This is a genomic window from Streptomyces sp. NBC_01463 (assembly GCA_036227345.1).
Classification (GTDB): Bacteria; Actinomycetota; Actinomycetes; order Streptomycetales; family Streptomycetaceae; genus Streptomyces.
The window spans coordinates 7,166,258-7,183,577 of sequence record CP109468.1 but is presented as its reverse complement, the minus strand read 5'-3'; the positions used below and the strand labels follow the sequence as shown (position 1 = coordinate 7,183,577).

The following is a 17,320-nucleotide window of genomic DNA, read 5'->3' as shown; positions in this document are numbered from 1 at the left end:
ACACCAGGGGGGCCGGGCGGGTGCACACCCGCCCGGCCCCCCTGGTGCGTCACCGGCGTTCAGGAACAGATGAAGCGCGCCGCGCCCCAGTCCCCGTGGTCACCGGTCTTGGACCCGTTGGTGTCCGTGACCTTCAGGTGCACGTGCCGCGCCCCGTCGAGCGGGACGTCGACAGGGACGGTCGCCGACGCCCCCGTCACCTTCGGCGAGGTCCACAGCACCTTGCCGTCCGCCTCGACGGAGAACGCCACCTCGCCGTAGCCGTTGATCTCGTCGTCGATCCCGGCGTCGGCGGTGAACTTCGAGCAGTGTCCGCCGAGGTAGACCTCGATGTCGGAGTCGGCGTGGGTGCCGATCCCCTTCTCGTACACCGTTCCGGCCAGGGTCAGCGGGTGGCCGTCGGCCGCGCCGGACTCGCCGTTGCTGCGGTCGCGTTCGGCGGGGCCGTACCCGTTCGTCGAGGTCAGCCACTCCAGATCCCCGGCCCACACCTCACCGGTGGGGGGCGCCGGCATCACTGAGGCGGCGAACCGCCGGACCGCCGTGCGGGACTCGCCCGCCGACCGGTAGCGCGCGAGCGCGGTGATCCGCGCCTCCCCCACCGCGGCGTCCTTCGCCGGGGTGACCTGGACCTCCACCCGCCGGGTGGTGCCCGCCGGGATCCGGGCCACGGTCGCGGCCGGGGCGGCCTGCCAGCCCTCGGGGACGTCGAGCGAGACCGCCGCGTCCGTGACGTCTGCCTTGCCCGCGGTGACGTCGACGGTGACGGTGCCCGTGGCCCCGGCGCCGATCTCCTGCCCCTGGGGAGCGGAGACGGCGGCCGTCGCCTCGGCGTTCCGTCCGCCGACCGCGCTGGTCCGCTCCAGCTTCACGGAGAACTTCTTGCCGGTGGGGAGCGGAGCGGTCTTGATCTTCACCACGCCGCCGCGGTCGTCACGGTCGTACCACCAGCCCTGCTTCGCGGCGGCATAGGCGGCCGCCGATCCGAGCCGGGGCAGCTTGCCCGCGAGCTTCACCGCGCCCGGCTCCGAACCGGTGTGCACGCTGAACTCGTACGGGCGGCTGCTCTGCTTGCCCGTGAACGTCCCCTTGCTCGCGCCGATGTCCACGGTGATGTCGCCCGCGCCCCTGGCCGGTGCCCGGACGTCGGCCCGCTGCGTGGCGTACGCGCCGTCGCGGTGCTGACGGGTCACGCCGTCGTCCTCGTACAGGGTGAACGAGGACCTGCCCTGCGGGTAGATGTCCCAGGCGAGCGGGGAGGCGGCGGTGCGGTCCTTGTAGGAACGGATGCCCGGCCACATCGGCACACTGGCACCGGCCCTGACGAAGAGCGGCAGGGTGTCGAGCGGGGCGCTGTAGTCGTCGACCGTGACCGGCCCCTCGTACGTCCGCCCGCTCCAGTAGTCCGTCCAGGTGCCCTTCGGCAGGTAGATGCCGTCGCGCTCGGTGGTGTCCTGGTAGACGGGGGCGACGAGGAAGTCCTCGCCGGACATGAACTCGTACTTCGCCGCGTCCGTTGCAGCCTTCGGGTCGTCCGGGTACTCCAGCGCCAGCGGGCGGACCATGCCGACACCGGTCTCGGTGGCCTCGTGCGCGTAGGAGTACTGGTAGGGCAGCAGCGACTCCTTCAGCTTGAGGTAGTCGCGGTTGATGGAGGTGTACGGCTCCCCGTAGCGGAAGGGCTGCTTGTCGCTGGCCGCCCAGCCGTCCATGGTCATCGTGGTCCCGAGGAACATCTTCCACTGGAGGTCACGGGTGTACGTCTTGGCGCTGCCGCCGAAGATGCCGTCGACGTCGCCGGTGGTGTAGGCGAGTCCGGACATCGTGGCGCCGGCGTAGGTCGGGATCTGCCAGCGGATGTAGTCCCAGGTGCCGTACTGGTCGCCGGACCACTGGACCCCGCAGCGCTGCGCGCCCGACCAGCTCTCGGGGGCGTAGGTGAAGCCGCGGGCGTCGCTGTTGTCCTCGATGCCCTTGTAGGCGTCCTTGCAGCCGTCCAGGGCGAACTTGTAGCCCTCGCCGATCCAGGCGACGTCGAGCTTGGCGACGCGCTGGCCGGCCTTGACCTGGTCGGCGATCTTCTCGATGCCGTCCTGGGTCCAGAGGCCGAGCTGCATGTCGCGGTCCCGGAGCCCCTGGGAGGTCTCCGCGAGGTCCTCGTAGCCGCAGCCGTAGCCGTCGTTGACGAGCATCCAGCCGTTGGGCATGTCGTTCTCGACGTAGCCGTCGGCGACCTTCAGCGCGTCCAGGGTGTGGCGCTCGCCGCGGTTGGCGTTGTGCAGGTAGCAGTCGGCGTCGCCGATCTCCATGCCGTACACCGGCGGCAGGAAGGGCTTGCCGGTGAGCCGGGTGTACTGGCCGATGACGTCCTTGGCGCTGTCGCCCGCGAAGTAGTAGGCGTCGAAGCGCCGTTCCTGCTCGGTGGTGGTCACCGGGTCGGTGAAGGCGTAGGTGCCCGGCGCGAAGGTGTTGCGGAAGACGCCGTAGCCGGCCGACGAGAGGTAGAACGGCACCGAGTTGGGGTGGCCGCCGTCGTCCCAGTTGTAGTCGACGCCGACCTCGACGGTCTTGTCCCGGTGCGAGGTGTTGCCGCGGCCGTTCTGCATCCCGGCGCCGTAGAACTGCTCGTCGGCGCCGCGGGCCAGGGTCTGGGTGGTCTTGTCGGCGTCCCAGCTCAGCCCCTTCGCCTCGGACCAGACCTGGCTGCCGTCGGCCCGGTACAGGGCGAACCGCAGCGGCGACTTGTAGGCACGCAGCGTGACGCTCTTGGTGGAGAGCTCGTAGCGGTCGCTCCGCTCCTTCCACCGGGTGCGGGGCGGGGCGCCCTGCGGCAGGACGATGGCATCGCCCGCCGGGTCCTCGAACGTGCCGTCGGGGGCGAGTTCGATACGGAAGGTGTCCTCGGACACGAAGCTGACCCGGGCCTTCGCGGCCCCGGCACTCAGGCCGTAGACGGGTCCGTCGGCCGTGAAGCCAGTGAGATCGCCGACCGTCGTGCCGGCGGGTCCGGCCGGGTCGGCGGCCTGTGCGCTGCCCGGCCCCGAGAGCGCGGCGAGCAGTCCCAGCAGCGCTGCAACTACTGCCCCTCTGATGCGCGTTGATGATTGCATAGAGCGCTTTTAGCGCAGTACCGAGCATTTGACCATGGACAAAACGGAACCGGCCCCGAACTTCATCAAGAAGTTCGGGGCCGGTGAACGGACGTAATACGGCGGGCAGTTACAGCGCGACACCGAGCAGGGCGTCGACGGTGCGCGAGACGAGTCCCGGCGCCCCCTCGTCCGTCCCGCCCCCGGCGGTCTGCCGCTCGGCCCAGCGGTCCACGGCGGCCAGGGCCGCCGGAGCGTCCAGGTCGTCGGCGAGGGCCGCGCGGACCTCCTCGACCAGGGCGTCGGCTGACAGCCCGTCCGGCCGCGAGACGGCGGCGCGCCAGCGCGCGAGACGCGCCACGGCGTCGGCGAGCACCTGGTCGGTCCACTCCCAGTCGGCGCGGTAGTGGTGCGAGAGCAGGGCGAGCCGGATCGCCGCCGCGTCCACTCCGTCGCGGCGCAGCGCCGAGACGAAGACCAGGTTGCCCCGGGACTTGGACATCTTCTCGCCGTCCAGGCCGACCATGCCGGCGTGCACGTACGCCTGGGCGAACGGGTGCTCGCCGGTCAGCACCTGGGCGTGCGAGGCGCCCATCTCGTGGTGCGGGAAGGCGAGGTCGGAGCCGCCTCCCTGGACGTCGAAGCCCATGCCGAGGTGGTCCAGGGCGATGGCGACGCACTCGATGTGCCAGCCGGGCCGGCCGGCGCCGAGCGAGGCCCCGTCCCAGCTCGGCTCGCCCTCGCGGGCGGCCATCCAGAGCATCGGGTCGAGCGGGTTCTTCTTGCCCGGGCGCTCCGGGTCGCCGCCTCGTTCGGCGGAGAGCAGCCGCATCGCCTCGGTGTCGAGGTTCGACACCTCGCCGAAGTGCGGGTCGGTGTCGACGGAGAAGTACACATCGCCGTCGAGTTCGTAGGCGGCGCCCGCGTCCCGGAGCCGTTCGACGAGCGGCACGATGCCGGGTATCGCCTCGACGGCTCCGATGTAGTGCTGCGGCGGGAGCATGCGCAGGGCAGTCATGTCCTCGCGGAACAGGGCCGTCTCGCGCTCGGCGAGCTCGGTCCAGTCCTGACCGTCGCGCACGGCCCGCTCCAGCAGCGGGTCGTCCACGTCGGTCACGTTCTGGACATAGTGAACCTGCCGCTTGGTGTCGAGCCACACGCGCTGGACGAGGTCGAACGCGTTGTAGGTCGCCGCATGACCCATATGGGTCGCGTCGTACGGCGTGATGCCGCAGACATAGATGCGGGCGACGGGACCGGGGTCAAGGGTGATCCGTCCGCCGGTCGCGGTGTCGTGGATCCGAAGGTCGCGGCCCTTGCCAGGCAGGGCGGGGACCTCAGAAGCGGGCCAGGCATGCATGTCACGAGCGTAACCGGACGCGGCTTCCGGATACGAACCGGAGGGGGGATCCTGTCCGAAGAGGCGCTCTTGCGCCCGGGCCGGGAAGATGCAGGCCCCGGCGCATCCCCGGCCGCCGCGGCGGCCGGGGTGGCCTGATCACACCGGCGGCCACGGGATCGACGGCCACTCACCGCTCGGCTCCCGGTGCAGCCCGGTGCCCCGCAATCCGGCCACCCTGGCCCGCAGGGCCTCGATCTCGGCCGCGGTGATCAGTTCCCCCAGCCGGGTGACCAGCGGGGCCCCCGGCTCCAGCTCCGCGGCCAGCCGGTCCAGCACCTCGACGGCCTCGGCCGGCAGCGGTTCCCCGGCCCAGCCCCACAGCAGGGTGCGCAGCTTGTCGTCCGCGTTGAAGGTCACACCGTGGTCGATGCCGTAGAGCCGGCCGTCGGGTGCGGGCAGCAGATGGCCGCCCTTGCGGTCGCCGTTGTTGATCACCGCGTCGAGGACGGCGAGCCGGCGCAGCCGGGGGTCGTCCGCGTGCACCAGCAGGGCCGTCCTGCCCTCGCCCACCTCGGCGCGGACCACGGGTTTCCAGCCCTCGCCCGGCTCCTCGTCCTCGACGAGCGCGAGCAGCCCGGGGTCGTCCCCGTCCGTCCCGGCGGCCTCGATCCAGAGCTGGCACATGCCCTGGCCGTACGGCCCGTCCCGCAGCACGGTCGGGGGCACCAGGCCCCATCCCGTCGCCTCGGACACCTCGTAGGCGGCCACCTCGCGCTGGGCGAGGGTGCCGTCGGGGAAGTCCCACAGCGGCTGCTCGCCGGCCACCGGCTTGTAGACGCAGTGGACCTGGTCGCCCTCGTGGGCGACCGAGCAGTAGAGCACCGCGTTGGACGCGCCGCGGACCTGCCCGAGCACGGTGAGCTGCCCCTTGCCGAGCAGCGTGATGAGCTCGGCGTCGGTCAGGCGCCGCGTCGGTATCCGTTCTGGCGCGGGCATACGTGTCCTTCCGGATCGAGCGGCAGGCTGCACAGGGGGCAGGGCGGGCGGCCGGCGTTCACGACGTCCAGGGCACGCTTGGCGAAGGCCCTGGCCTGTGCGCCGCTGAGCCGGACCCGGAGCATCGGCGGGCCGTTCTCCTCGTCCTGGAGCAGCCGCTCCTCGGCCTCCGCGAGGTCCTCGACGGAGTCCGCGTCCAGCTCGACGAGGGCCTGCGCCTCGACGATCATGCGCTGTTCCTCACCGTCCCAGGCGAGCGCCATGGTGCCGACGCGGAACTCCTCCTCGACGGGGACGTCGAGCGGGGCGGTGTCGGTGACGTCCATCGGGGCCACGGCCGGCACCGGGGAGTTGCCGCCGGTGCGGCGGACCACCTCGTCGAGCAGTTCGTCGACCCGCTCGGCGAGCGCGGCGACTTGAGTCTTCTCCAGGGCCACGCTGGTGACACGTCCGCCTGAGGAAGCCTGCAGGAAGAACGTACGACGTCCAGGCAGCCCGACCGTACCGGCCACGAAACGGTCCGGGGGGTCGTAGAGGAACACCTGACGGGACACGTCCTGTCTCCCTTGAGAATTGACAGTGGATGAGGGTCGGCCGGGCCGGCCCGGGAGAGTCCCCCGGAAAGGCTCCTACGGCGCGTCCACCCTACTGCGCGGAGCGATCACGGCGCCCCAGCGCCGCCCCCGACCGCCGCGTCCCCTGCGCCGCCGGGCTCCGCGCCCGTCCCGGCGCTCGCGTCCGGGGCCGGTTCGCGGGGCGCCAGCGAGGCCAGGTCGCCGGTGTCCCCGAGCCGCAGCAGGAACGGACGCAGCCTGGTGTAGCGGATCGCGGTGACCGAACACGGGTCGGCCTGGACCCGCTGGAACAGGTCCAGATGCATGCCGAGCGCGTCGGCGACCAGGGACTTGATGATGTCCCCGTGGGAGCACATCACGTAGACGGCGCCCTCGCCGTGCTCCGCCTCGATCCGCGCGTTCCAGTCCCGTACCGCGTCGACGGCGCGTGCCTGCATCGCCCGCATCGACTCGCCGCCGGGGAACGCCGCAGCGGACGGGTGCTGCTGCACGACCGTCATCAGCGGCTCTCCGGTGAGCTCGGCGAGTTTGCGCCCCGACCAGTCGCCGTAGTCGCACTCGCTGATCCGGTCCTCGGTGTGCAGCGGGAGCTCCGGCCGGGCTTCGAGCAGCGGTGCCAGGGTCTCGTGGCACCGCTGCAGCGGGCTGCTGACGGCGGCGACGAGGGGCAGTGCGGCCAGCCGTCCGGGCAGCGCGGCGGCCTGCTCGGCGCCGCGCTCGTCGAGCGCGACACCCGGGGTGCGGCCGGCGAGTACTCCGGAGGTGTTGGCGGTGGAGCGTCCATGGCGTACGAGGATCAGGGTGGGCATGACGGCCAGCGTAGGCCGACACCCCCGCGAAGGTGCGCCAGGGCCCCGGGCAGGGGAGAATGCGCGCGTGATCGTGGACTGCGCCATTTACCGGGACGGACGCCGCACCGACGGCCCCGCCGACTTCTCCGACGCCCTCGACGAGGCGCGGGCCAGCGGCGACGCGTTCCTGTGGATCGGCCTGCACGAGCCCACGGAGAAGGAGTTCGCGCTGGTCAGCAGCGAGTTCGGACTGCACCCGCTGGCGGTCGAGGACGCGCTGGCCGCGCACCAGCGGCCCAAGCTGGAGGTGTACGACGACTCGCTCTTCGCGGTGATCAAACCGATCGTGTACGAGCACGAGAGCGACACGGTCAGCGCGGACGAGCTGATGGTGTTCATAGGCGACTCGTTCGTGGTGACGGTCCGCCACGGCGAGGGAGCTCCACTGGCCGCGGTCCGCCGCCGGCTGGAGGCCGAGGCCGATGTGCTCAAGCACGGACCCACGGCGGTCCTGTACGCGATCAGCGACGCCATCGTGGACCACTACATCGATGTCGCGGGCGAGCTCCAGGTCGACCTGGAGGAGCTGGAGACCCAGGTCTTCGCGCCGAACGGGGTGGGCAACTCCAAGAACACCGCGGCCCGCATCTACACCTTCAAGCGCCAGGTGCTGGAGTTCCGCCGGGCGGCGGTCCCGCTGGCGGCGCCGATGGCCCGGCTGGCGAGCGCCGGGGTGCCGTTCGTCCACGAGCACGCGCAGCCGTTCTTCCGGGACGTGCAGGACCACCTGACGCGCGCCACCGAGCAGGTGGAGGGCCTGGACCGGCTGCTGTCCGACATCCTGTCCGCGCATCTCGCGCAGATGGGGGTGCGGCAGAACGACGACATGCGCAAGATCTCGGCCTGGGCGGCGATGGCCGCCGTACCGACGATGGTCGCGGGCATCTACGGCATGAACTTCGACCACATGCCGGAGCTGCGCTGGGTCTGGGCCTATCCGGCGGTCGTGCTGCTGATGGCGGGGGCCGTCGTCGGCCTGTACCGCCAGTTCAAGCGCCGCGGCTGGCTCTGACAGCGGGCGGGGATCGCCCGCCCTCAGGCGAACTCGGGCGCCGGCACGGCGGGCCCGCCCAGCGCGTCACGCCGCTCGGGAGGCGCCAGGCCGACCATGCGCCGCCAGCCGACGAGCCGCTCGTACGCGTACACGGCGTGGATCCCCGCCGCCAGCGCCGCGGCCCTGGCCCGGGACCAGCCCAGCACCCGGCCCATGTGGTCCATCACGGCGAGGCTGACGTCGCGGTAGACCCGGATCTCGGCGAGCGCGCACTCGCGCAGGATGTGCTGGATCGTCCGGCCGTGCCCGGCGGCGGCGAAGCGCAGCAGCTCCTCGTGGCAGTAGGCGAGGTGGTTGTCCTCGTCGTTCGAGATCATCTTCACCGCGCGGCCCAGGTCGGGGTGGTCGGCGAAGTACTTGCGCAGGAGCCGCATCTGCTCGGACGCGCGCTGTTCGGTCACCCGGCTGTGGGCCAGGTACGTGATGATGTCGCGCTCGGTGAGCGGCTCCTCGCGCCCCAGCTGCTCATGGGCGAGGCCGATGCCGTGCTTCTCCAGCAGCATCGTGTAGTCGGTCTCGTGCGGGACCGGGACCGGCGTCAGACCGCGCTTCCTCAGCAGGGCGTTGAAGATCCGCCCGTGCTTGTCCTCGTCGGCGCCGTGCCGGGCGATCTTCGGGGCCAGCGCACGCTGGCTCGCGGGCACGAGGGCCGCGATACGGCCGTTCTCCCAGCCGCCCTGGGACTCCCCGCTGGCGGCGATGGAGCAGAACAGCCGGAACGACTCGTCGTCGTCGAGAATCTCCTGGAACAGGTTCCTTGCCGAGAGCATCACTGCCACCTCCGTGCCGGCGTTCGCCGAAGGACAGTCAAGTGCGCCGTTCCGGCAGGGGCAACAGGAGGGCTGCGGGACTGGGCCGAACGGGCGTCCGCCCGGGGCCCCGGCGAACCGTTTCCGCTCAGCCCCCGTAACCCGGCCGCCCCGCACGCGTTGTTCCGCGTGACGGCCGTGGCGGGGAGGACCCCCCGAGCCCCCACCACGGCCGCAGATCCTTACGCGAGTCCGGACCGCTCCAGCGCGTCCGTGCCGGCCCGCAGGGCGGCGATCCGCTCGTCGAGCGTGAAACCGGCCGGGGCCAGGGTCAGGGTGGTGACGCCGACGGCCGCGTAGGCCTGCATCCGCTCGGCGATCCGCTCCACCGAGCCCAGCAGGGTGGTCCGGTCGATCAGGTCGTGCGGGACGGCGGCGGCCGCCCCGGTCTTGTCGCCGGAGAGGTACTTCTCCTGGATCTCGGCGGCTTCCTTCTCGTAGCCCATGCGCTGGGCCAGCTGGTTGTAGAAGTTCTGCTTGGGGCTGCCCATGCCGCCGACGTACAGGGCGGTGTAGGGCCGGAACATGTCGGCGAGGCCCTTGATGTCGTCGCCGACGGCGAGCGGCAGCGTCGGGCAGACGTCGAAGCCCTCCATGGTCCGGCCGGCCTTCTCGCGGCCCGCCCGCAGGTACTTCATCGCGGTGTCCTCGAGGTGGTCGGCCGACGGGAAGATCAGCAGGGCGCCGTCGGCGATCTCACCGGTCTGCTCCAGGTTCTTCGGCCCGATCGCGGCGATGTACAGCGGGATGTGCTCGCGCTGCGGGTGCACGGTCAGCTTGATCGGCTTGCCCGGGCCGTCCGGCAGCGGGAGCGTCCAGTGCTGCCCCTCGTACGACAGCCGCTCCCGGGCCATCGCCTTGCGGACGATCTCGACGTACTCCCGGGTGCGGGCCAGCGGCTTGTCGAACTTGACGCCGTACCAGCCCTCGGAGACCTGCGGTCCCGACACCCCGAGGCCGAGACGGAAACGCCCGCCGGAGAGCGAGTCGAGGGTGGCCGCGGTCATCGCCGTCATGGCGGGCTGACGGGCCGGGATCTGCATGATGGCCGAGCCGACGTCGATGGACTCGGTCTGCGCGGCGACCCAGGACAGCACGGTCGGCGCGTCGGAGCCGTACGCCTCGGCCGCCCAGCAGACGTCGTAGCCGAGCCGGTCGGCCTCCTGCGCGACGGCGAGGTTGTCCCCGTCCATACCCGCGCCCCAGTAACCGAGATTGATGCCGAGCCGCATAGCCGCTCCCCTTACTGATCAGTAACGTCCCTGTGCTCCGGACTCTAGCGCGCGGGAACGCGATCCGGCAGGGGCCACCCGGGCCCCGGTTGTCCACAGGGCTGCACCGAGTGGAGCCATGGCCAGTAATCTCAGCGCCCATGGAGCAGAGGCATCTCGGCCGCACCGGCCTTCGAGTGTCCCGGATCGGGCTCGGCACCCTCACCTGGGGCCGGGACACCGACGAGCACGACGCTGCCGCGCAGTTGAAGGCCTTCTGGGAGGTGGGCGGCACCCTGGTCGACACCGCCGACGTCTACGGCGGGGGCGAGTCCGAGTACCTCCTCGGGCGCCTGGTCGAGGGTCTGGTGCCGCGGCGCGATCTGGTCATCGCGACCAAGGCCGGCAGCGTGGCCGATCCGTACCGCCGGTTCAACGGCTCCCGCGGGCATCTGCTGGCCGCCCTGGACGCCTCGCTGGAACGGCTCGGCACGGACTACGTGGACCTGTGGCAGGTCCACGCCTTCGACCCCATGACCCCGCTGGACGAGACCCTCCAGGCCCTGGACCTGGCGGTGGCCAGCGGACGCGCCCGCTACGCGGGGGTGGCCGGCTTCTGCGGCTGGCAGCTGGCCAAGGCCGCGACCTGGCAGCTCGCCTCGCCCGGGGTGCGTACCCGGCTGGCGAGTACGCAGATGGAGTACTCGCTGCTGCAGCGGGGGGTGGAGCGCGAGGTGCTGCCGGCCGCGCTCGACCTCGGGGTGGGGCTGCTGCCGTCGTCGCCGCTGGGCCGCGGTGTGCTGACCGGCAAGTACCGCACCGGCACCCCGGCGGACTCGCGCGGGGCCTCCGAGCTGCTGGCCCCGTTCGTCGAGCCGTATCTCGACGACCCGGCGAGCCGCATCGTGGACGCGGTGGCGACCGCCGCCGACGGACTGGCCACCACACCCCTCCAGGTGGCCCTCGCCTGGGTCAGGGACCGGCCCGGGGTGGTGGCCCCGATCGTCGGCGCGCGCAACGCGCAGCAGCTCACGGAGGCATTGTCAGTGGAGGCGCTTAGTCTTCCTGACGAGATCTGCCAGGCGCTCGACGACGTGTCGGCGCCCGTGCACCGCTATCCGGACCAGGACTGGAGCACGCTGTGACTGCGCTTCCCCGGGGGGAATCCCCCGGCCCCTCGGCCACCGACGACGACAGCGTCGGCACGGACGAGTCCGCCACCGCACCGGCATCCGCCGAGGACGCGGACGCCGTCGCGGACGAAGGCGAGGGCGAGGACGAGGCCGGGACCGCCGAGGGCGGAACCCCGGCGGGTGATGACGACGCCGCCCCGGCCCTCTCCGAGGCCGAGGCGGAGCTGGCCGCCCAGCGCGAGCTGCGGGAGCGGATCGAGAAGCGCAAGGCCGAGAAGGAGGGCCCCATCCCCGCCGGTACGAAGCTGAGCGGCCCGGCGGCCGATCTGCTGGCTGCCGTGCGGGCCGTGGAGAGCGGCGAGAAGCCCGGCGACGCGTTCTTCGACTCCCCCGCCCCGTCCCCGGCCCGCCGGAGCGTCCCCGCACCGGCGCCGGTGCGCGAGCGCGCCGCCGAGCCCGTCCGGGTGGCCCAGGGGGCGTCCGCGGAGGCCGTGGCCGCCGTGGCGGCCGTCCTGGCCGAGGGAGGGGCTCCGGAGGCCCTGGCGGGCCCGGCGGCGGGCACCCTGGGCGCGCAGGCCGCCGAGACGCTGCGCGCGGACCCGTGGCTGCTGCTGTCCCTCCCCGGCGTCACCCCCGAGCACGCCGACGGCTTCGCCCGGGCGCTGCTGGGCGACGGCTGCGGCCCCGACGACGAGCGGCGCACCGCCGCCCTCGTCGGCTGGCTGCTGGAGCGCGCCGCCCTGCAGGGCCACACCGCGCTGGACGCGGTGCAGGTGCGCGCCGCGCTCGCCACGCGGGCGGTGACCGACCCCGAAGAGGCCGTGCAGCACGCGATCGCCGAGGGCGTCGTCCTGGTCTTCCAGGACGGTCCGGAGGACGAGGAGACCCCCGGAGCCGACGCAGCCCACGCAGCCGACGCAGCCGACGGGACGGCCGAAGACGCGGACGGGGGCGCCGAGCGGGAGCCGGTGCAGGTGCTGCTCGGGCTCGACCGGTACGCCCTGGCCGAGGAGAGCCTCGCCGACGGGCTGGCCCGCCTGGTCAACGCCTGCGAGAAGGACGCCGACTGGTCGGACGCCGCCGCCGCGGCCCCCTCCCCCTCGGCCGCCGAACTGATCCGTACGGCCGCGGCCCACGGCCTCGTCGCGCACACGGGCGGCGAGGCGGCGCGGGCCGAACCCGCCGCGCTGATCGCCGCGGCGAACGGGCTCGGACTGCGCGCCCTGGGCGCCACGCACAGCGCGGACGGCCGGCAGCGGCTGGCCGCGGCTGTGGGCGAGCACGGGGCGGCCGTCACCCTGGCCGGGCTGCTGTCCGGCTCCGAGGGCCCCGGCCGGGACGACGAGGGTGCGCTCTCCGTCGACCTGATCGTCGTGCTGGACGCCCCGCAGCTGGACGTCGAGACCGGCGCGATGCTGGTGGAGTCCCTGGCCGACGGCACCCGCCTGGTGCTGAGCGGCGATCCCGGCGTGCTGGGGTCGGCGGGCGCGGGACGGGTGTTCGCCGACGTGCTGGCCGCCCGGGCCTGCCCCCAGGTCGTCTCCCGCACCCCGGACCCCGGACCGATCGGGGAGCTGGTCTCCGGCATCGGTATCGGTGAGCTGAACCAGGTGGAGGCCCCGGGCAAGGAGGTCGTGATCGTCCCCGTGCGCGACGCGGGCGAGGCGGTGCACCGCACGGTGCAGCTGGTCGCCGACTCGGTGCCCCGTGTCATCGGGGTACCGGCATCGGACACCCAGGTCATCACCGTCGGACACGGCGGCTCCGCGGGAACGCGGGCGTTGAACGAGGCGCTGAAGCAGCGGCTCAACCCGGGCCCCGGCCGCTTCGGCGGCTTCGACCCCGGGGACCGGGTGGCCCATGTCCCGGCGCCGGGCAGGACCGTGCCCGGCGTGGTCGTCTCGGCCGACGCCGAGGGCCTGCACCTGGACTGCGCGGGGTCCCCCGTCGTCGTACCGCAGGAGCGGGTAGCCGCTTCCGTCCGGCACGCCTGGGCGCTCAGCGCCCACCAGGCGGCGGGCATGCGCTGGCCCGCGGCCGTCGTCGTGCTGCCGGGTGACGCGGCGCAGGGGCTGAGCCGCCCCTGGGTCTACACCGCGTTCAGCCGCGGCGAGCGGCATCTGTCGGTGGTGCACGGCGTCGACCAGGCCCTGCCGCGTGCGGTCGCCCAGTCCCCCGCCCAGGACCGCACCACCCGGCTGCGCGCGCTGCTGGAGGCGTCCGGGGGCTGACGGCCGGAGGGCCGGGCGGACGCTTCGCGCGTCCGCCCGGCCCTCCGGTACAGCTCCCGCGGGAGCCCCGGGATCAGCTCCTGCCCTTGGCCAGTCCGTCCAGTTCCTCGTCCAGATCGTCCTCGTCGAAGACGGCGCTGACGTCGAAGCGGCAGACCACCAGCTGCGGGTCCGCGTCGTCGAACGGGGCCCCGAGCCACTCCCCCGGCTCCGGCAGCTCGTCCACCGCCGCGACCCAGAGCGTGGAGTCACCCTCCTCCAGGCCGAACTCCGTGTGCCGGGACGCGATCTCGTCCGCCTCGTACTCCCCGAAGAGCACCCCGAGCGCCGCGTGGACGCTGCTGCCGACCACCGCGGCGCCGTCGCTGCCGCGGTCGTCCGGATCCACGTCGGCGAGCCGCTGCGCCTGCGCGAGCAGCCGCTGCGGCTCCGCCACCGCGTAGTCGCGGCGGATCAGCACACTGAGCGCGTTCGGCTCCTCGGGGCCGCTGTACGGCGGCAGGGAGTCCTCCACCCCCGGAATCTCGAACGGGGTGACCTCGTCGTGACGGTCGTAGAGGAGTTCGTCGTAGACCTCGGCCGCAGCGGCCAGTGCGTTGAACGCGTCGTAGACAGCGGGGTCGTCGTCCCCGGACCGGCGTTCGACCGCCGCGAGGTGGTGGTCGATCGCGGCTTTGACCGCATCGGCGGCGGCGCGTACCTCGGCAGCGGTGGGCTGCGCAGCATCAGACATAGGGCAGACGCTATCCGTACACGGGCTCTGCCCGCACAATAGATGCGATGCCGGAATACGAATTTGTCGACGTGTACGTGCCGCGCGGGGTGTCCCGGAAGGAGACGGCCCGGCTGTTGACCGACCATGCCGAGTACGGGCACTGGGAGTTGGACCGACTGACGCTGCGCCTGGACGGCAGCCGCCGGGTGCGGCTGCGCCGGCGGATCATCCGCCAGCTGCGGGCCACCTGGTGAGACGACGGAGCGGGCCCCGCTGCTGCGGGGCCCGCTCCCTTCGCCGTGCTGCCTGCTGCTTGCGTGTCGCTAGGCGGCGGCCTTGGAGCGGCGGTACAGCACCGTGCCCGCGCCTGCCAGCAGCAGACCCGCACTGGCCGGGACGAGCAGGTCGAGCCCGCCCGAACCGGTGTGTGCGAGCTGCGGAACGCTCGCGGGCAGGGTCTGCGGCTCGGGCGCGTTCGGGATGGTGCGCGGTCCGGGCGTCTGCGGCGGCGCCTCGTGCGTGACCGGGGTGACCGGAACGGCCGGCGGGGTGCTGTCGTTCTCGCACGAGTTGCCGAGCGAGGGGTTCAGCAGGCCGATGATGGTCACGCTGTTCCCGCAGGCGTTCACGGGGATGTCGATGGGGACCTGGACCTGGTTGCCCGAGAGCAGACCGGGCGAGCCCTGCGCGGTGCCCCGGGCCGTTGCCCCGCCCCCGTCGTCGCTGCGGACGGCCCGGTGCTTGCCGGTGCCCGCCCGCATCCCCTGGGCGTGGCTGTCCGACGTCCGGCCCCTGTCCGACGCGTGGCTGCCCGAGGACCCGGCGGTCGCACCGTGACGGCCCGCGGCCGCACCGTCCGAACCGTTTCCGCAGGCGTTGCCCGCGGCCGGGTTGAGCAGTCCCACGACGCTCACGGAGTTACCGCAGACGTTCACCGGTACCTCGACCGGAATCTGTACCGAATTCCCTGAAAGCACCCCCGGGGAATTCGATGCGCCGCCGGACGCTCCCGCGTCGGCGTGCGCGTAACCGCCACTGAGCGCGAGCACGCCGCCCGCAGCCGCCATGGTGATCAGGCCTTTACGCGTGACCTGTCGCATAGGTTGTTTCCTGCCTTCTACCTTCCGGAATACCCCCGGACTTGACCGTGCGGAGGCAAAGGACCCGACGGCCCCGGAGCACATGGGGTGCGCTCCGGGGCCGAGCGGGCTCAAACCCTTACGGGTTGACGCGCAACGTCAGGCGTTGACGCAGGTGTTGCCGAAGGCCGGGTTCAGCAGCCCGATCACGGAGATCGTGTTGCCGCACACGTTCACGGGAACGTGGACGGGGACCTGAACGACGTTGCCCGAGAGCACGCCGGGGCTGCCGACAGCGGCACCCTGGGCGCCGGAGTCGGCGACGGCCATGCCGGCGCCCGCGAGCACCAGACCACCGGTGACAGCCGCAGCGGCGACGATCTTCTTGATCATTATTCCTCCTAGTTGGCAAATGCGGTCCCAGCCGCGGACCGCACCACCTGTAACGAGGAAGAAGTAATCGGGCTACGAGCGATCCTTCCCTTTCACTCGTTCCGGTTAGATGCGCACAAGCTGGCGATTAAGGCGACAGGACGACGGGACACCGGCTTTCAGCTGTTGTCGATGAAGCGGTCGAGCACGCGCGCACCGAACTTCAGCCCCTCGACCGGCACCCGCTCGTCCACCCCGTGGAACATGCCCGCGAAGTCGAGCTCCGGCGGGAGCTTGAGCGGGGCGAACCCGAAGCAGCGGATCCCCAGGTCGTCGAAGGACTTCGCGTCCGTACCGCCGGAGAGCATGTACGGGACCGCCCGGGCGATCGGGTCCTCCGCCTTGAGCGCGATCTGCATCGCGTCCACGAGCGAGCCGTCGAAGTCGGTCTCCAGCGCCTTGTCGCCGTGCACGTCCTCGCGCTTGACGCGCGGGCCGAGAATCCGGTCGAGGTCGGCCAGGAACTCCTGCTCGTACCCCGGCAGGAAGCGGCCGTCGACGTGCGCGGTCGCCTGCCCCGGGATCACGTTCACCTTGTAGCCGGCGCCGAGCATGGTGGGCGCCGCGGAGTTGCGCAGGGTCGCGCCGACCATCTTGGCGATGCCGCCGAGCTTGGCCAGCGTGGCGTCCATGTCCTCGGGGTCGAGCGGGGTGCCGAGCGCGTCGGACAGCTCGTCCAGGAACGAGCGCACGGTCTTGGTCACCCGCACCGGCCACTTGTGCCGCCCGAGCCGGCCGACCGCCTCGCACAGCTCGGTGATCGCGTTGTCGTCGTTGGTCATCGAACCGTGGCCGGCCGTGCCGTCCACGGTCAGCCGCATCCAGTGCATGCCCTTCTGGGCCGTCTCGACGAGATACAGCCGCAGGTTCTCGTTGACCGTGAAGGAGAAGCCGCCGACCTCGCCGATGGCCTCGGTGACGCCCTCGAAGAGGTCCGGGTGCTTGTCGACGAGATAGCGGGCGCCGTACGTCCCGCCCGCCTCCTCGTCCGCGAGGAAGGCCAGCACGATGTCGCGCGGGGGCTTGCGGCCACTGCGCATCCGGTCACGCACGACCGCGAGGGTCATGGCGTCCATGTCCTTCATGTCGACCGCGCCCCGGCCCCACACGCAGTCGTCCGCGATCTCCCCGGAGAAGGGGTGGTGGGTCCAGTCGTGGGCGTTCGCCGGGACGACGTCGGTGTGCCCGTGGATCAGCAGGGCCGGCTTGGACGGGTCCTCGCCCTCGATCCGCGCCACCGTGGAGGCGCGGCCCTTGTGGGACTCGAAGATCTTCGGCTCGAGACCGACCTCCGCGAGCTTCTCCGCCACGTACTCCGCGGCCAGCCGCTCGCCGGGCCCGGAGTGGTCTCCGTAGTTGCTGGTATCGATCCGGATCAGGTCACGACAGAGATCCACGACCTCGTTCTCGGCGGTCTCACCCGGGCCGGGCCTGGCCGCTTTGGTCTCGCTCACGCTGGTTCCTTCCACTGTCGCTGTGGTGCTCCCCCTCATCCTCCCGCGCCCGGCCCGCGTACCCAAGGCCGCCCACCCCTCGTCACACGCCCGTCACACCGACCGGGGCGTGATCGAGCACCCCCCAATGTTTGCTATGGTTTTCCACGTCGGAACGGGCCGGGCCCGCGAGACAGACACCTTGTCCGGGTGGCGGAATGGCAGACGCGCTAGCTTGAGGTGCTAGTGCCCTTTATCGGGCGTGGGGGTTCAAGTCCCCCCTCGGACACAGAGCAGATGCCGATCAGGAGAGATCCTGGTCGGCATTTCGCGTTACCCGGGCTTCGGTCCGGGAGGCGGCGCCGACCCC

14 protein-coding genes, 1 tRNA gene and 2 pseudogenes are annotated in these 17,320 nt (G+C 72.2%); 5 read left to right on the top strand and 12 right to left on the bottom strand.

The window, feature by feature from the left end:
- Nucleotides 1-59: 59 nt before the first annotated feature.
- The 5 genes from OG521_31720 to OG521_31700 all read right to left on the bottom strand — a co-directional run bounded on the left by OG521_31720 (nucleotide 60) and on the right by OG521_31700 (nucleotide 6,811).
- Nucleotides 60-3,110: an NPCBM/NEW2 domain-containing protein gene (locus OG521_31720; GenBank protein ID WUW25083.1), complete on the bottom strand. Its 3,051-nt coding sequence runs from the start codon at nucleotides 3,108-3,110 to the stop codon at nucleotides 60-62.
- A 109-nt stretch (nucleotides 3,111-3,219) separates the two neighbouring features.
- Nucleotides 3,220-4,449, bottom strand: coding sequence for a cysteine--1-D-myo-inosityl 2-amino-2-deoxy-alpha-D-glucopyranoside ligase (gene mshC / locus OG521_31715; protein ID WUW25082.1), 1,230 nt, complete (start codon nucleotides 4,447-4,449; stop codon nucleotides 3,220-3,222).
- A 138-nt stretch (nucleotides 4,450-4,587) separates the two neighbouring features.
- On the bottom strand, nucleotides 4,588-5,427 hold the full coding sequence (locus OG521_31710; protein WUW25081.1) for an SCO1664 family protein: 840 nt from the start codon (nucleotides 5,425-5,427) through the stop codon (nucleotides 4,588-4,590).
- Nucleotides 5,391-5,981 (bottom strand): DUF3090 domain-containing protein, encoded by a 591-nt coding sequence (locus tag OG521_31705; GenBank protein WUW25080.1) that lies wholly within the window; start codon nucleotides 5,979-5,981, stop codon nucleotides 5,391-5,393. The genes OG521_31710 and OG521_31705 overlap by 37 nt, the downstream gene beginning before the upstream one ends.
- A 107-nt stretch (nucleotides 5,982-6,088) precedes the next feature.
- Nucleotides 6,089-6,811, bottom strand: a complete 723-nt coding sequence (locus OG521_31700) for an MSMEG_4193 family putative phosphomutase (protein WUW25079.1) — start codon at nucleotides 6,809-6,811, stop codon at nucleotides 6,089-6,091.
- 67 nt (nucleotides 6,812-6,878) lie between these two features.
- Between OG521_31700 and corA the strand changes: the two genes are divergently transcribed.
- Nucleotides 6,879-7,865 (top strand): magnesium/cobalt transporter CorA, encoded by a 987-nt coding sequence (gene corA, locus OG521_31695; GenBank protein ID WUW25078.1) that lies wholly within the window; start codon nucleotides 6,879-6,881, stop codon nucleotides 7,863-7,865.
- A 23-nt stretch (nucleotides 7,866-7,888) separates the two neighbouring features.
- Here the strand turns inward: corA and OG521_31690 are convergent, their stop codons facing one another.
- On the bottom strand, nucleotides 7,889-8,677 hold the full coding sequence (locus OG521_31690) for a ferritin-like domain-containing protein (GenBank protein WUW25077.1): 789 nt from the start codon (nucleotides 8,675-8,677) through the stop codon (nucleotides 7,889-7,891).
- 221 nt (nucleotides 8,678-8,898) lie between these two features.
- On the bottom strand, nucleotides 8,899-9,948 hold the full coding sequence (locus tag OG521_31685; protein ID WUW25076.1) for an LLM class F420-dependent oxidoreductase: 1,050 nt from the start codon (nucleotides 9,946-9,948) through the stop codon (nucleotides 8,899-8,901).
- 140 nt (nucleotides 9,949-10,088) lie between these two features.
- Here OG521_31685 and OG521_31680 point away from each other — a divergent pair, with 140 nt between their 5' ends.
- Nucleotides 10,089-11,072 carry an aldo/keto reductase gene (locus OG521_31680; GenBank protein WUW25075.1) on the top strand — a complete coding sequence of 328 codons (984 nt, stop codon included), beginning with the start codon at nucleotides 10,089-10,091 and terminating at the stop codon, nucleotides 11,070-11,072.
- Nucleotides 11,069-13,291: an ATP-binding domain-containing protein gene (locus tag OG521_31675; GenBank protein WUW25074.1), complete on the top strand. Its 2,223-nt coding sequence runs from the start codon at nucleotides 11,069-11,071 to the stop codon at nucleotides 13,289-13,291. The genes OG521_31680 and OG521_31675 overlap by 4 nt, the downstream gene beginning before the upstream one ends.
- A gap of 73 nt (nucleotides 13,292-13,364) precedes the next feature.
- On the opposite strand, the gene OG521_31670 is transcribed toward OG521_31675, so the two are convergent.
- Nucleotides 13,365-14,024 carry a hypothetical protein gene (locus OG521_31670; protein ID WUW25073.1) on the bottom strand — a complete coding sequence of 220 codons (660 nt, stop codon included), beginning with the start codon at nucleotides 14,022-14,024 and terminating at the stop codon, nucleotides 13,365-13,367.
- A 47-nt stretch (nucleotides 14,025-14,071) separates the two neighbouring features.
- Between OG521_31670 and OG521_31665 the strand changes: the two genes are divergently transcribed.
- Complete coding sequence (locus OG521_31665) at nucleotides 14,072-14,260, top strand: DUF5703 family protein (protein WUW25072.1); 189 nt, start codon at nucleotides 14,072-14,074, stop codon at nucleotides 14,258-14,260.
- Nucleotides 14,261-14,563: 303 nt separating this feature from the next.
- Here OG521_31665 and OG521_31660 read toward each other — a convergent pair.
- The 4 genes and pseudogenes from OG521_31660 to OG521_31645 all read right to left on the bottom strand — a co-directional run bounded on the left by OG521_31660 (nucleotide 14,564) and on the right by OG521_31645 (nucleotide 16,971).
- Nucleotides 14,564-14,713, bottom strand: a pseudogene (locus OG521_31660) (chaplin).
- A gap of 156 nt (nucleotides 14,714-14,869) precedes the next feature.
- Nucleotides 14,870-15,106: pseudogene (locus OG521_31655) on the bottom strand (chaplin).
- A 138-nt stretch (nucleotides 15,107-15,244) separates the two neighbouring features.
- On the bottom strand, nucleotides 15,245-15,478 hold the full coding sequence (chpH, locus tag OG521_31650; GenBank protein WUW25071.1) for a chaplin ChpH: 234 nt from the start codon (nucleotides 15,476-15,478) through the stop codon (nucleotides 15,245-15,247).
- A 158-nt stretch (nucleotides 15,479-15,636) separates the two neighbouring features.
- Nucleotides 15,637-16,971, bottom strand: a complete 1,335-nt coding sequence (locus OG521_31645) for a M20/M25/M40 family metallo-hydrolase (protein WUW25070.1) — start codon at nucleotides 16,969-16,971, stop codon at nucleotides 15,637-15,639.
- Between the two features lie 183 nt (nucleotides 16,972-17,154).
- Here OG521_31645 and OG521_31640 point away from each other — a divergent pair.
- Nucleotides 17,155-17,239 (top strand) — tRNA-Leu (locus tag OG521_31640).
- Nucleotides 17,240-17,320: the final 81 nt, after the last annotated feature.

Bases quoted from the DNA above. Each gene is read 5' to 3' on its own strand.
- OG521_31720 (WUW25083.1), bottom strand. From the start codon at position 3,110: ATGCAATCATCAACGCGCATCAGAGGGGCAGTAGTTGCAGCGCTGCTG.
- OG521_31700 (WUW25079.1), bottom strand. From the start codon at position 6,811: ATGCCCACCCTGATCCTCGTACGCCATGGACGCTCCACCGCCAACACC.
- OG521_31670 (WUW25073.1), bottom strand. From the start codon at position 14,024: ATGTCTGATGCTGCGCAGCCCACCGCTGCCGAGGTACGCGCCGCCGCC.
- OG521_31685 (WUW25076.1), bottom strand. From the start codon at position 9,948: ATGCGGCTCGGCATCAATCTCGGTTACTGGGGCGCGGGTATGGACGGG.
- OG521_31710 (WUW25081.1), bottom strand. From the start codon at position 5,427: ATGCCCGCGCCAGAACGGATACCGACGCGGCGCCTGACCGACGCCGAG.
- OG521_31690 (WUW25077.1), bottom strand. From the start codon at position 8,677: ATGCTCTCGGCAAGGAACCTGTTCCAGGAGATTCTCGACGACGACGAG.
- mshC (WUW25082.1), bottom strand. From the start codon at position 4,449: ATGCATGCCTGGCCCGCTTCTGAGGTCCCCGCCCTGCCTGGCAAGGGC.
- OG521_31665 (WUW25072.1), top strand. From the start codon at position 14,072: ATGCCGGAATACGAATTTGTCGACGTGTACGTGCCGCGCGGGGTGTCC.
- chpH (WUW25071.1), bottom strand. From the start codon at position 15,478: ATGATCAAGAAGATCGTCGCCGCTGCGGCTGTCACCGGTGGTCTGGTG.
- OG521_31680 (WUW25075.1), top strand. From the start codon at position 10,089: ATGGAGCAGAGGCATCTCGGCCGCACCGGCCTTCGAGTGTCCCGGATC.